13 protein-coding genes are annotated in these 13,546 nt (G+C 60.5%); 6 read left to right on the top strand and 7 right to left on the bottom strand.

Going from position 1 to position 13,546, the window contains the following annotated elements; all coding sequences use genetic code 11:
* Window positions 1-225 precede the first annotated feature (225 nt).
* On the bottom strand, window positions 226-891 hold the full coding sequence (locus KGA81_RS29695; RefSeq protein ID WP_223551223.1) for a fumarylacetoacetate hydrolase family protein: 666 nt from the start codon (window positions 889-891) through the stop codon (window positions 226-228).
* 39 nt (window positions 892-930) lie between these two features.
* Window positions 931-2,325, bottom strand: coding sequence for an FAD-binding oxidoreductase (locus tag KGA81_RS29690; protein WP_223551221.1), 1,395 nt, complete (start codon window positions 2,323-2,325; stop codon window positions 931-933).
* Window positions 2,326-2,529: 204 nt separating this feature from the next.
* On the opposite strand from KGA81_RS29690, the gene serA reads away from it, so the two are divergent.
* Window positions 2,530-3,759: a phosphoglycerate dehydrogenase gene (serA, locus tag KGA81_RS29685; protein WP_223551219.1), complete on the top strand. Its 1,230-nt coding sequence runs from the start codon at window positions 2,530-2,532 to the stop codon at window positions 3,757-3,759.
* Window positions 3,760-3,819: 60 nt separating this feature from the next.
* Here serA and KGA81_RS29680 read toward each other — a convergent pair whose 3' ends face one another.
* On the bottom strand, window positions 3,820-4,248 hold the full coding sequence (locus KGA81_RS29680; protein WP_223551216.1) for a DUF4399 domain-containing protein: 429 nt from the start codon (window positions 4,246-4,248) through the stop codon (window positions 3,820-3,822).
* Between the two features lie 135 nt (window positions 4,249-4,383).
* Here KGA81_RS29680 and KGA81_RS29675 point away from each other — a divergent pair, with 135 nt between their 5' ends.
* Window positions 4,384-4,968 (top strand): transporter substrate-binding domain-containing protein, encoded by a 585-nt coding sequence (locus tag KGA81_RS29675; protein WP_223551214.1) that lies wholly within the window; start codon window positions 4,384-4,386, stop codon window positions 4,966-4,968.
* Between the two features lie 105 nt (window positions 4,969-5,073).
* Here KGA81_RS29675 and KGA81_RS29670 read toward each other — a convergent pair whose 3' ends face one another.
* Both KGA81_RS29670 and KGA81_RS29665 read right to left on the bottom strand, forming a co-directional pair.
* Entirely contained in the window at window positions 5,074-5,559 is a 486-nt protein-coding gene (locus KGA81_RS29670; protein WP_223551212.1) for a DUF523 domain-containing protein, read from the bottom strand.
* A gap of 2 nt (window positions 5,560-5,561) precedes the next feature.
* The gene (locus KGA81_RS29665; protein WP_223551210.1) at window positions 5,562-6,194 is read right to left on the bottom strand and encodes a 2OG-Fe(II) oxygenase; all 633 of its coding nucleotides are present in this window, start codon (window positions 6,192-6,194) and stop codon (window positions 5,562-5,564) included.
* A gap of 108 nt (window positions 6,195-6,302) precedes the next feature.
* On the opposite strand from KGA81_RS29665, the gene KGA81_RS29660 reads away from it, so the two are divergent.
* Window positions 6,303-7,055, top strand: coding sequence for a DUF2059 domain-containing protein (locus KGA81_RS29660; protein WP_223551207.1), 753 nt, complete (start codon window positions 6,303-6,305; stop codon window positions 7,053-7,055).
* A 129-nt stretch (window positions 7,056-7,184) separates the two neighbouring features.
* Here KGA81_RS29660 and KGA81_RS29655 read toward each other — a convergent pair whose 3' ends face one another.
* Window positions 7,185-8,132: an alpha/beta hydrolase gene (locus KGA81_RS29655; RefSeq protein ID WP_223551205.1), complete on the bottom strand. Its 948-nt coding sequence runs from the start codon at window positions 8,130-8,132 to the stop codon at window positions 7,185-7,187.
* Between the two features lie 96 nt (window positions 8,133-8,228).
* On the opposite strand from KGA81_RS29655, the gene KGA81_RS29650 reads away from it, so the two are divergent.
* The gene (locus tag KGA81_RS29650; protein WP_223551202.1) at window positions 8,229-8,810 is read left to right on the top strand and encodes a DUF6436 domain-containing protein; all 582 of its coding nucleotides are present in this window, start codon (window positions 8,229-8,231) and stop codon (window positions 8,808-8,810) included.
* Between the two features lie 103 nt (window positions 8,811-8,913).
* Window positions 8,914-11,313 (top strand): penicillin acylase family protein, encoded by a 2,400-nt coding sequence (locus KGA81_RS29645; protein WP_223551200.1) that lies wholly within the window; start codon window positions 8,914-8,916, stop codon window positions 11,311-11,313.
* Window positions 11,314-11,458: 145 nt separating this feature from the next.
* On the opposite strand, the gene KGA81_RS29640 is transcribed toward KGA81_RS29645, so the two are convergent.
* Window positions 11,459-12,424 (bottom strand): GlxA family transcriptional regulator, encoded by a 966-nt coding sequence (locus KGA81_RS29640; protein WP_223551197.1) that lies wholly within the window; start codon window positions 12,422-12,424, stop codon window positions 11,459-11,461.
* Window positions 12,425-12,771: 347 nt separating this feature from the next.
* On the opposite strand from KGA81_RS29640, the gene KGA81_RS29635 reads away from it, so the two are divergent.
* Window positions 12,772-13,413 carry an HD domain-containing protein gene (locus KGA81_RS29635; protein WP_223551195.1) on the top strand — a complete coding sequence of 214 codons (642 nt, stop codon included), beginning with the start codon at window positions 12,772-12,774 and terminating at the stop codon, window positions 13,411-13,413.
* The last annotated feature ends 133 nt before the right edge of the window (window positions 13,414-13,546 follow it).

The raw sequence follows: 13,546 nt of genomic DNA, 5'->3' as shown, positions 1-13,546 counted from the left end.
TCAGGTTGGCCTCGCGGCTTCCCCCTTGCGTTTCACTACAGTTCTCGTCACTCATTCTGGTCACCACTTTTCAGGTGACTGGTTTTGGCCCATGCCGGGCACACTGGGAGCGAGCTTGCTCGCGATGAGGCAGTGTCAGTCAGCGAAGATGTTGAATGACACACCGCAATCGTCGGAACGCCGCCCGGAGCAAGCTCGCTCCCACAGGGTTTGGCAGTGTCTGGACTAGCGGACGCTACTGGTGAAGCGGCTTACGCCCGGCAGTTCCAGAACGATCTCGTCACCGACATTCAGCGGACCGACGCCCACTGGTGTGCCCGTCAGAATCACATCGCCGGCCTGCAGCGAGAAGCAGCCGGCCATGTGCTGGATCATCGGCACGATCGGGTTGAGCATTGCACTGCTGTTGCCGTCCTGGCGTACTTCACCGTTGATGGTCAGGCGGATACCGATGTCGGTCAGGTCGGCGAACGCGCTACCGGACACAAACGGAGCAATCACTGCCGCGCCGTCGAAGGACTTGGCGATTTCCCAGGGCAGGCCCTTGGATTTCAGCTCGGCCTGCTTGTCGCGCAGAGTCAAGTCCAGGGCCGGGGCGAAGCCGGAAATGGCGTCGAGCACTTCTTCGCGGCTCGGCCTGGTCGACAACGGCTTGCCGATCAAGACCGCGATTTCCGCTTCGTAATGCACCGAACCGCGCTCGGTCGGAATGCTGAAACCACCTTCCAGCGGCACCACACAACTGCCCGGCTTGATGAACAGCAGTGGCTCGGTCGGTACCGGGTTATCCAGTTCCTTGGCGTGTTCGGCGTAGTTACGGCCGATGCACACCACTTTCCCCAACGGGAAATGAATACGCGTACCGTCGACATACTGGTGCTGATAGCTCATTACCGACTCCTGCCTTCATGGATGCTTAAAGATTGCAGATCAAACCGCGAAGATCTTGCCCGGGTTCATGATGCCGTTCGGGTCGAACACCGCCTTGACCGCTTTCATGTACTCGATCTCGACCGGAGAGCGGCTGTAGGTCAAGTAATCACGTTTGGTCATGCCCACGCCGTGCTCGGCGGAGATCGAACCGTTGTACTTCTCGACGGTTTCGAACACCCACTTGTTGACGGTGGCGCACTTGGCGAAGAACTCGTCCTTGCTCAGGTTATCCGGCTTGAGGATGTTCAAGTGCAGGTTGCCGTCGCCGATGTGGCCGAACCAGACGATCTCGAAGTCCGGGTAGTGCTCGCCGACGATCGCGTCGATTTCCTTCAGGAACGCCGGGACTTTCGACACAGTGACCGAGATGTCGTTCTTGTACGGCGTCCAGTGGGAAATGGTTTCGGAGATGTATTCGCGCAACTTCCACAGGTTCTGCAGCTGGGTTTCGCTCTGGCTCATCACGCCGTCCAGTACCCAGCCCTGCTCGACGCAGTGCTCGAAGGTTTCCAGGGCGTGGTTGGCTACATCTTCGGTGGTCGCTTCGAATTCCAGCAGCGCGTAGAACGGGCAGTCGGTTTCGAACGGCGCCGGGACATCGCCACGGCCCATGACTTTGGCCAGGGCCTTGTCGGAGAAAAATTCGAAGGCGGTCAGGTCAAGCTTGCTCTGGAAGGCGTGCAGCACCGGCATGATCGAGTCGAAATCGGCCGTGCCGAGAACCATCGCGGTGAGGTTTTTTGGCGCGCGATCCAGGCGCATGGTCGCTTCGACAACAAAGCCAAGGGTGCCTTCGGCGCCGATGAACAGCTGACGCATGTCGTAGCCGGTAGCGTTCTTGATCAGGTCGCGGTTCAGCTCCAGCACGTCGCCCTTGCCGGTGACCACTTTCATGCCGGCGACCCAGTTACGGGTCATGCCGTAGCGAATCACCTTGATCCCGCCGGCATTGGTGCCGATATTGCCGCCAATCTGGCTCGATCCTGCCGAGGCGAAATCCACCGGGTAGTACAGGCCTTTTTCTTCGGCCACGTTCTGCAGATGCTCGGTGACCACGCCCGGCTGACAAACGGCGGTGCGGTCAGTGAGGTTCACGTCGAGGATCTGGTTCATATAGTCGAACGACACGACCACTTCGCCATTGGCCGCTACCGCTGCTGCGGAAAGACCGGTACGACCGCCGGACGGCACCAACGCCACCTTGTGTTTATTGGCCCACAGGACAATGGCCTGGACCTGTTCGGTGGTCTTGGGGAACACGATGGCGGCCGGGGCCGGGGCGAAATGCTTGGTCCAATCCTTTCCATAAGCATTCAGGGAGTCGGCATCGGTCAGCACCTTGCCAGGCTCAACCAGTGTCTTCAGCTCATCAATCAGGGCAGGATTGGTCATCGACAGAACTCTCGAACAATTCATGGTCATCCTGAGAACGCTTCACGTCGCAGGAATGAGTGTTTAGCGGGGTGCATATGCTAGCATACCGACCCCGCAGGATAGTGCCCAAGGGCTGTTCTGCGGCGACGGCTTTCCTGCCGCTCGGGTCAGCGTCTGTTGACCATTTCCTGCCATTTTTCTCCGGGATACAGGTTTACGCAGATGAGCAAGACTTCTCTCGATAAGAGCAAGATCAAGTTCCTTCTTCTCGAAGGCGTCCACCAATCGGCTGTCGACGTCCTCAAGGCGGCGGGCTACACCAGCATCGAGTACCTCACCGGTTCTCTGCCGGAAGCCCAGCTCAAGGAAAAGATCGCTGATGCTCACTTCATCGGCATTCGCTCCCGCACTCAACTGACCGAAGAGATCTTCGATCACGCGAAGAAGCTCGTGGCGGTAGGGTGTTTCTGCATCGGCACCAACCAGGTCGACCTGGACGCGGCCCGCGAACGCGGTATCGCCGTGTTCAACGCGCCGTACTCCAACACCCGCTCCGTAGCGGAGCTGGTGCTGGCTGAAGCGATCCTGCTGTTGCGCGGCATCCCTGAGAAGAACGCTTCCTGCCACCGTGGCGGCTGGATCAAGAGCGCGGCCAACTCCTTCGAGATCCGCGGCAAGAAGCTGGGCATCGTCGGATACGGCTCGATCGGTACTCAACTGTCGGTCCTGGCGGAAGGCCTGGGGATGCAGGTGTACTTCTACGACACCATCACCAAGCTGCCATTGGGTAACGCTACTCAGGTAGGCAAGCTGCACGATCTGCTGGCGATGTCCGACATCGTTTCGCTGCACGTACCGGAAACCGCCGCCACCCAGTGGATGATGGGCGAGAAGGAAATCCGTGCCATCAAGAAAGGCGGCATCCTGATCAACGCCGCCCGCGGCACCGTGGTCGAACTGGACGCCCTGGCGGACGCGATCAAGGACAAGCACCTGATCGGCGCGGCCATCGACGTATTCCCGGTGGAGCCACGCTCCAACGACGAAGAGTTCGAAAGCCCGCTGCGTGGCCTGGACAACGTGATCCTGACCCCGCACATCGGTGGTTCCACCGCTGAAGCCCAGGCCAACATCGGTCTGGAAGTGGCGGAAAAACTGGTCAAGTACAGCGACAACGGTACCTCGGTATCGTCCGTGAACTTCCCGGAAGTGGCCCTGCCGGCTCACCCTGGCAAACACCGCCTGCTGCACATCCACGAGAACATTCCGGGTGTGATGAGCGAGATCAACAAGGTCTTCGCCGAAAACGGCATCAACATCTCCGGTCAGTTCCTGCAGACCAACGAGAAGGTCGGCTACGTGGTGATCGACGTCGACGCCGAATACTCGGACCTGGCGCAAGAGAAGCTGCAACACGTCAACGGCACCATCCGCAGTCGCGTGCTGTTCTAAAGAACAGCGGCGAGCTTGCGTGTAATAAAAAGGGAGCCCCTGCGAAGGGGGCTCCCTTTTTTATTTCACATTGACGGTGATCTTTTTGGAGACGATCGGCGGCTCGAACGGTATGTGGTTGCTATCGCCCAGTTCAAGCTGCAGGGTGTGTTTGCCCGGCGTGAGCGTTATTTCAGCCTGGGTCTGCGCACCGCCGAAATGCAGGTGGTTGGCATCTTTGGGGATCGGCACACCGGCAGCTGGCAGCTTATCGTCATCAACATCGACCAGCACATGGTGATGACCGGTGTTCTTGGTGGTATCGCCCGCCGGCGCCAAGGCAATGTTCTCGACTGCGAACTTGACGACGACGGTCTGTGGAATCGTCGCACCGTCCTTGGGAGAAACAATGGACACTTCGGCGCCTTTCGGAGCCGGCGTTGCACTGGCCAGCACTGAAACACCCATCAACAGGCCAGCCAAAGCAGCACGTGACATAAAGGTTTTCATTCTCTTCTCCAGTTTTTCCGTAAAATTCGCGTGGCCATGACAACTTCATGGCCATTCGTTGTCGAAGGCACTCGACAACCATAGCAAAGCGAGCCTGAATCAGAGGGTCGCGATAATAAATTCAAAGGAGTGACCATGCGCTTTCTGCCTGGCCTGATCTGCCTGCTACCCCTTTTGAGCCCCTTGGCTCATGCCGAACTGATTGATGACATCAACGACCGGGGCGAATTGCGCATTGCCGTTGAAGCCAACACCCCCCCATTCAATTTCAAGGATGACGACAAACTCACCGGTTTCGAAGTCGAACTGGGCCAACTGCTGGCAAGTGAACTCGATGTCCGGGCCGACTTTGTCGTCACCGACGGCAGCGATCTGCTGACTGGCGTCGAAAGTGGCAAATACGACATCGCCATCAACCACATAGCAGTGACCCCGGACCTCCAGGATCGTTTCGACTTCAGCGAACCTTACGTTCAAACCCATGCGCAATTGATCGCGCAAAAAGAAGAGCCGCGCTCCATTCTGCTGGTGCAGTCGCTGACAGAAGAGAAGCCCAAAGCCAACCCGGCCGTGAGCCTGGCGATTCCGTTTCAGAAGGGTAATCCGGCGTTCCATGCCAGCCTGGAAAACGCGTTGCAGCGGATCAAGAATGATGGGCGACTGCAAGCGCTGGAGCAGAAGTGGTTGGAGAAGGATGCGGATGTAATGCCGAAACAATAACCTGTAGGAGCTGGCTTGCCAGCGAAGGCGGCCTTCCAGTCAACATTTTTGTTGGCCTTGACGCCCTCTTCGCTGGCAAGCCAGCTCCTACACGGGTGTTCGGTGTTAGCTCAGTGTTGTCAGGGCTGCTGCCGCCTCAGCCAACTCCAGCTCGCTGAACACCTGCACCCCATGGCGCCTGAGCAACGCCGCCGTCACGCCCTCGCCACTGACCTTCACACATCTGAATGTCCCGTCATAGGTCAGCAGATTACCGCAGGACGGGCTGTTGGCCTTGAGAATGGCGATGCGGATGCCATGCTCGCGGACCAGCTCAAGTGCCTGATACGCCCCGGACAGAAACTGCGCGCTGACATCCTCGCCTTCGGTAGTGATCACCAGCGCCTGGCCGTCGAGAACTTGCCCGCCCTGCCCGCCTGGAATTTCCGCCGCTGCCCGTGGCGTCGGCAAGCCGCCAGCGACCTCCGGGCACAAGGGTATGACCCGACCTTCATCGAGCCACTGCGCAAGCTGATCGAACGGCCCGCTGGCCCCGCCGTCGTAACGAACCCGGTGACCCAACAGGCAGCGGCTGACGAGAATTTTCTGCATGATCAGAACGGCTCGTTACCGCGCCGGCGGAACCAGCCGGTCAGCGAAAGGCGATCCCGGGTCGCGGGCAGGACTTCGTGGGGCACCTCTGCGGAGAGAAACACCACCAGGCATCCGCCGATAGGTTGCACGTCGTGGACGCGATCATTGTCGAGGTACATGCGTAATTGGCCGCCGTGCTCGGGAAGCCAGCCGTCATTGAGGTAAACCACCGCCGAAACCATGCGCCGGTCGTCATCGCGGAAGCGGTCGACATGCTTCAAGTAAAAGGCACCGGGCGGGTACATGGCAAAATGGCTTTCGAAGTCCTCCAGGCCGAGAAACAGACCGCGATTGATTGCCTCGCGCAGGCTGCCCATCAAACTCAGGTAACTGTCGCAAGCCTCGGCCTGGCCGGGGTCGATCCACTGGATATGGTCGCCACGAATCCCTTCGCGGATCTCCGATGACGGTCCACGACCCACGGCGGCCGGAGCCAGCTCACCCTCGACAGCACGCTTGCGACACTCGGCCGCCAGCGCCTGGGTCAGATCCAGAGGCAGGAAAATATTCTGCTGCGACCAACCGTGCTCGGCCAGATCGTCGACGATTCGTAACAGCAGCGGGTGATCAGAGGATATTTGCATGCCGCGCATAGTATTCCTGTGCCCGCAAATCCGACAGAGCCGCGCAGCGGGCTGATACGAATTCTCGACAAGTACGGATGCCGCACGGAGAATAGTCGCCTGCTGACTGGAGTCCCTATGCGCCGTTTGCTTTTATCACTGCTGATGTTCTGCGTATTGCCCGCCTGGGCAGACAGCCACGACCAGTTGTACAAGGTCGCCGGCTGGCCGGAACAACGCGCGCATTTCAGCGACGCCCTCTCGGCCGCTCAGCAACGCTACCAGGGCAGCCTGCCTCCAGCGGTGTTTCAGGCACTGGTCAGCAACAGCAATCAGCGATTTTCCGCCCAGGCAATGGACCAGCGCGCCGAAGCGCAATTGCGCAAGAACCTCGCCAACCCCAAACCCGCGCTGACGTTTTTCCAATCACCCTTGGGCAAGAAAATCGTCGCCGCCGAGCTGCTGGCGACCCGTCGCGACCAACTGGCAAAAAACGCCAAGGGTTTGCCGAAAATGCAGGCCAGCGACAACCGCCTGCTGATCATCGGCCATTTGGCACAAGCCCTGCCCGCACGCGAGGCCGGCGCGGAAGTCAGCCTGGCGATTGCGGGTGTCGCCGCCGATAGCTTGAGCTCGATGATTCCCGGGCTGCTCGGTGCCGGTCAGGCACAGGGCATGCTGAACGGACAACGTCAGCGCCTGATGGACCAGATCGGCAGCGACCTCAACAACACGCTGTTGTATGTCTATCGCGACCTGTCGGACGACGAGCTGGAAGAGTTCGCGACCTTTGCCGAATCGGCGCAAGGCCAGGCTTATTATCAGGCCGCATTGGCTGCGATTCGGGCGGGGTTGGCGGTGGGGCAGAGCAATTCGAACCTGGCCCAGTGATCCTCACCAACTGATAGACCGCTATCGCGAGCAAGCTCGCTCCCACAGTGTTTTGAGTCAACCCACAACTTTGTGATCGCCGCGAAACCTGTGGGAGCGAGCTTGCTCGCGATGGGGCCAGAACAAGCACTAGGGATTGCGTCCCTTGATCCGCCTGGTCAAAAACCCGAAATACTCCTGCCGCATCACCAACGTTTCATTCGCCAGATGATGCCGTGCCTCGGGCAGCATCAGCACCTGCGGCCGATCAAACTTGCCCCGCAAAACGTCCAGGTTGTGCTCCCAATCCACTGTCATGTCGGCCTGGCCCTGCACGATCAGCGGTCGCCGCGTGCTCGCAGGCGCTGCTTCGATACGCTTGATCCAGCGTGCCAATGCGCCCACCCAGGCTGTCGGCAGGCGCAGCGGCTGCAACGGATCGGCTTGCAAAAACGGCAGAAAGGCCGGGTCGTTGGAGTTCTCGCTGAAACGCCGGGCGATGGCTTTGACGAAAGGCTTGAGCAGGTAGTAACTCAGTTGCGACCAACCCCACGCCCGCGGCCGTACCAGCGGCGACAGCAAAATCACCTGGCCCTGGGCCGGGCTGTTCGTCCCCGCATTCAACACATGATCGATCACGATCGCCCCGCCGGTACTCTGCCCGCACAGGTGCCACGGTTGCGGCAAGTCGAGGGATTGCGCCTCGCCGAACAACCCTTGCAACGCGTCCTGATACTCGGCGAAATCCTTGATGCTCGCCCGTTCGCCACTGGACAGGCCGTGCCCCGGCAAGTCGCAGGCAATCACCGCAAAACCCTGGTCCAGCGCCCACTCGATCACATGCCGGTAGAGCCCGGTGTGATCGTAGAAACCGTGGATGACAAACAGCGTCGCCTTCGCCCGCTCGGGCCACCAGAACTGGCTGACCAGCTCATAACCATCGACCTCGAACCGCCCAAGGCCACTGCGCACCTGACGCTGCGCAAAATCCAGCCCGTAGAATCGCTGGTAAGCCTGCGCCTGTGCTGACAACGGCTGCCCGGCTGCCAGAGGCAGCAAGCTGGCGCGTAGAAGATCAGGGTCGAAAGTAGCCGGCATGGACGATTCCAGAACGTGAAACGGACTTTATAGGCCTGCGATATTCTTCTGTCGCGGCAAGCATGGCAAGCTAGCCGACCTTCGAGGACTGAACCGATGCGCTCGCCCTTTCGCGCCACCCTGTTTGCCTGCCTGCTCGCCGTGGTGTGTGCCGGCATGTTGTGGGCGGCCTACAACTGGTTCCAGGGGCGTTACCTGCGAGCGTTCAGCGAGCACACCGCGATGTTTTCGGGGGATCCGCTGCGCCTTCCCGAATCCCTCGCCGGCCCTGGCGCCATCCGCCTGGTACATTTCTGGGACCCGGCCTGCCCGTGCAATGTCGGCAATCAACAACACCTGACCGAACTGGTCGAGCGCTATGTACCCCATGGCGTGGAATTCTATGTCGTGCAAAAACCCGGTAGCCACGGCCAATTGCCGGGCACCTTGAGCAGCCTCAAAACCATCGACATCCTGCCCGGTTCCGAACAGGTCCCCGCCAGCCCGGCCGTGGCGATCTGGGATCGCAGCGGCAAACTGGCGTACTTCGGCCCGTACAGCGAAGGCCTTACCTGTAATTCGAGCAACAGTTTTATCGAGCCGATTCTGCAGGCGCTCGATGAAGGCCGTGCGGTGAGTGCCACGCACACATTGGCTGTGGGATGTTACTGCCCGTGGCCTGTCGATCCAACTAAATAGGGAAAGACGCGGCAATACGAATCCCTCCTACGGGCGATGCGCCAAATTGGCGCGCTGTGTTACACAGTGACGCTAGGAATCACAATAACAACAAGGAGTCGCCATGAAACGCAGCTTGACCGCTCTCGCTCTGTTGATCGTCGTGCTGGCTGCCGGGGCCGGCGGGTACCTCTACAGCAAGCAGCCGTCACGCCAGGGCATGGTGGAACTGCAACACTTGCAAGGTTCCGTCACCGTGCGCTTCGACGAGCGCGGCGTCCCGCACATCCGCGCCGAAAACGAAACCGACTTGTACCGCGCCCTCGGCTACGTGCATGCCCAGGACCGCCTGTTCCAGATGGAAGTCCTGCGTCGCCTGGCCCGTGGCGAACTGGCTGAAGTGCTCGGGCCGAAACTGCTCGGCACCGACAAACTGATGCGCAGCCTGCGCATTCGCGAACGCGCCGAAACCTACTTCGCGAACCTCGACAAACAGTCGCCCGCCTTCATCGCCATGCAAGCCTATCTGGACGGTATCAACCAGTATCAGGACAGCCACGCCAAACCCGTGGAGTTCGATGTGCTGGGCATTCCAAAACGCCCGTTCACCGCCCAGGACACCATCAGCATCGCCGGGTACATGGCCTACAGCTTTGCTGCGGCATTTCGTACCGAACCCTTGTTGACATTCGTGCGCGATCAACTGGGGCCTGAATACCTGAACATCTTCGATCTCGACTGGCAGCCCAAAGGCGTGCTCAACGGGACCGCACCCTCCCTGGCCAACGCCGACTGGAAAGACCTCAACGCCCTCGCCCGCCTGAGCGAACAAGCCCTGGCCGACAACGGCCTGCCACAGTTCGAGGGCAGCAATGCCTGGGTCGTCGCGGGCAGCCGGACCCAAAGCGGCAAACCGCTGCTGGCGGGTGATCCGCATATCCGTTTTTCCGCGCCGTCGGTGTGGTACGAAGCGCAGCTCTCGGCGCCGGGCTTTGAACTCTACGGCCACTATCAGGCCCTGATGCCATTCGCCTCCCTGGGCATGAACCACGACTTCGGCTGGAGTATCACCATGTTCCAGAACGATGACCTCGACCTGATCGCCGAGAAGGTCAATCCGGACAACCCCAATCAGGTCTGGTATCGCGGCAAGTGGGTGGACATGGTCACCAGCGAGCAGCAGATCGCGGTCAAGGGCCAGGCACCGGTGACGCTGGTGCTGCGCCAATCGCCCCACGGCCCGATCGTCAACGATGCCTTGGGTAGCGGCGCCGGCAAGACACCGATTGCCATGTGGTGGGCCTTTCTCGAAAGCCAGAATCCGATCCTGGAGGGCTTCTACCAGCTCAATCGCGCCGACACCCTGGCCAAGGCCCGTGGTGCCGCAGCAAAAATCCAGGCCCCGGGCCTGAACGTGGTCTGGGCCAATGCCAAGGGCGACATCGGCTGGTGGGCGGCGGCGCAATTGCCCAAGCGCCCGGCGGGGGTTCGCCCGTGGTTCATCCTCGACGGCAGCACCGCCGAGGCGGACAAGGATGGTTTCTACCCGTTCACGGCCAACCCTCAGGAAGAAAACCCGGCGCGGGGCTACATCGTCTCGGCCAACTTCCAGCCGGTATCACCGACCGGCATGGAGATTCCCGGCTACTACAACCTTGCCGATCGTGGCCAGCAACTCAATCGTCAGCTCAGCGACAAAGCGCTCAAATGGAACCTGGAAAACAGCCAGCAGCTGCAACTGGGCACCACCACCGCCTATGGCCCGCGCTTGCTGGCGCCGTTGTTGCCGGTGTTGCGCGAAGTGGTGAGCGATCCCGCCGAACTCAAACTGGTGGAGCAACTGGCCCAGTGGCAAGGCGATTACCCGCTCGACTCCACCAGTGCCACGTTGTTCAACCAGTTTCTGTTCAACCTGACTGACGCGACGATGCACGATGAGCTGGGCAACGATTTCTTCGAGACGCTGCTCTCGACCCGGGTGATCGACGCCGCGTTACCCCGCTTGGCCGCCAGCGCCGATTCGCCGTGGTGGGACAACCGCGGCACACTCGGCAAGGAAACCCGTGCCGACACGGTCAAGGCGGCCTGGCAAGCCAGCATCGCGCACCTCAAGACCACCCTCGGTGCAGACTTCGCGCAATGGCAGTGGGGCAAGGCGCACACATTGACCCATGGTCATCCGCTGGGGCAACAAAAGCCGCTGGACCTGATCTTCAACGTCGGCCCCTTCGCCGCACCCGGCACCCATGAAGTGCCGAACAACCTCTCGGCGAAGATCGGCCCGGCTCCGTGGCCTGTCACCTACGGCCCTTCGACCCGGCGCCTGATCGACTTCGCCGACCCGGCCCACAGCCTGACCGTCAACCCGGTCGGCCAGAGCGGCGTGCTGTTCGACAGTCACTATGATGATCAGGCCGAGGCCTACGTCGAGGGGATGTACTTCCAGGCGCATCTCAATGACGAAGAAGTCACGGCCAATACCCGCAGCACCTTGAAGCTGTTGCCGGCGCGGGCTGCACCGTAGATTTTTGCTGGCTGGACCGGCCCCATCGCGAGCAAGCTCGCTCCCACAGGGATCTTTGCTGATCACAAATTGTGTGAACACCAGAGAAACCTGTGGGAGCGGGCTTGCCCGCGAAGAGGCCCTCACAGGCAACAAAAATGTCAGCTCAAACCATCGCCGCAAAATTCAGCCTGAACTGCTGCGGCGTCACCCCCAATCTACGATTGAACACACTGCGCATGTGCTGGGCATCGCGAAAGCCGCATTGATAGGCCACGGTCTTGAGGGGTGCGCGGGTGCTTTCGAGCATCACCCGCGCCGCATCGACCCGTGCGCGTTCGACGAACTCGGCCGGGGTGACTTTCGCTTCCCTGGCGAACACCCGGGAGAAGTTGCGTGCGCTCATATTGGCGGCATTGGCCAGGTCGGCGATGGTCAGGTCGCCAGTGAGATTGGCCAGCACGTAATGCTGAACCATCGCCACCACCGAATCCGGTTCGGCGTGAGGCGTGAGGAACGGGCTGAACTGCGATTGCCCGCCCGAACGCTGGGTGAACACCACCAGCCGCTTGGCGACATTCAGCGCCACTTCCGGCCCGTGATCCCGGCCCAGCAGATATAGAGACAGATCGATGCCCGCAGTGACGCCGGCCGAGGTGAACAGGTTGCCGTCCTCAACGTACAGTCGATCCGCCTCCACCCGGGTCGATGGGCACAAGGTCGCCAGCGCTGACGCATCATTCCAGTGGGTAGTGACCGTGCGTTCCTCCAGCAATCCGGCCCGGGCGAGCATGAAGGCACCATTGCAGATCGAGCCAAACCGTTGCGCCCGCGCGCAGGCGTCGCGCAGCCAAATGTCGAATGCCGCGCTGAAACTCATGAACGGCAACTGCGGCCCGCCAGCCACCAATAACAAGTCGTACGCCTCCAGCGCTTCGCTGAAATGCCGATGGGCATTGAGTGCCAAACCGTTGGAGCACGCCATCATCCCGTGCTCGACGCCGATCACCTCCAGCCGATAGTGATCCTGCGGGGCAAGGAAGCGATTGGCTTCGGAAAACACATCCATGGGACCGGTGACATCCAGTGACTGGACGCCGGCGAATACCACGATGGCAACGGATTTACTCATTGTCTGAAAACGCCCTCAATGAATCAGGATTGACACTTACCTGTGGCGAGGGGGCTTGCCCCCGTTGGGGTGCGAAGTACCCCTAAAACCAGCAACCCAAATGCATCAGGCACACCGCGATTACAGGTTTTGCGGCTGCTGCGCAGCCGAACGGGGCGGTGCGGCGATCCGACAAGCCCCCTCGCCACAAAAGCAGGTTTAGTGCGACCAACCCTAGCCAATCCACACACAACAAGCGAGGTTGGCGCGATATGCACGCTCATTGGCCGGGATCGCAGCCATGGATCGATTGTCCGGTTTCGGGGGCCGGAACAGACTGAAACCCTCATCACGACGAGGAAAATTCCATGAGCACCACCATCGCCGGCATCAGGATCCCCGACAGCGCACTGGCCAAGGCCACTACCGAATACATCCGCGACATCGAATCGGACCTGCTCTACCACCATTCGCGCCGAGTGTTCCTGTTTGGCGCACTGAGTGGCGAGCGCAAGCAATTGCCCTACAACCCGGAGTTGCTGTACGTCGGCGCGATGTTCCATGACCTGGGCCTGGTGCAAGGTCATCGCAGTGACAACGAGCGCTTCGAAGTCGATGGCGCCAATGCGGCAGCCGCATTTCTCAAGCCTTACGGATTGAGCGATGACGACATCGAACAGGTCTGGTTATCGATTGCCCTGCACACCACACCGGGTGTGCCTGGGCACTTGCGGCCCACCGTGGCGCTGGTCACGGCTGGCGTCGAGATGGATGTGCTGGGCATGGACTACGCGGCGTTTTCCAGCGTGCAGCGCGAAGCGGTGGTGCATGCGCATCCACGGGGCGAGGGATTCAAGGAGTGCATCATCTGCGCCTTTGCCGGCGGTTTGCGCCATCGTCCGCAGACTGCATTCGGTAATGTGAAGACCGATGTGCTGGTGGATCAGGAGCCGGGGTTCAAGCCGATGAACTTCGTCGAGGTCATTCGTAAATCCCCTTGGGTCGCCTAAAACCAATGATTGGGTGGAGGCAACGGGCTTGCGCCCGTTACCCCTCCCACACCACCGGACGTGCGGTTTTCCGCATCCGGCGGTTGAACAGCTCAGCAAGGGGCTGAGGCGAAGTCCTGCGGCGTCCACAGTC

The sequence above is a fragment of the Pseudomonas sp. A-B-19 genome (genome assembly GCF_019947515.1).
In the GTDB taxonomy this organism is placed as follows: Bacteria; Pseudomonadota; Gammaproteobacteria; order Pseudomonadales; family Pseudomonadaceae; genus Aquipseudomonas.
The sequence above is the reverse complement of the archived record's forward strand: the minus strand, read 5'-3'. Positions and strand labels throughout refer to the sequence as shown.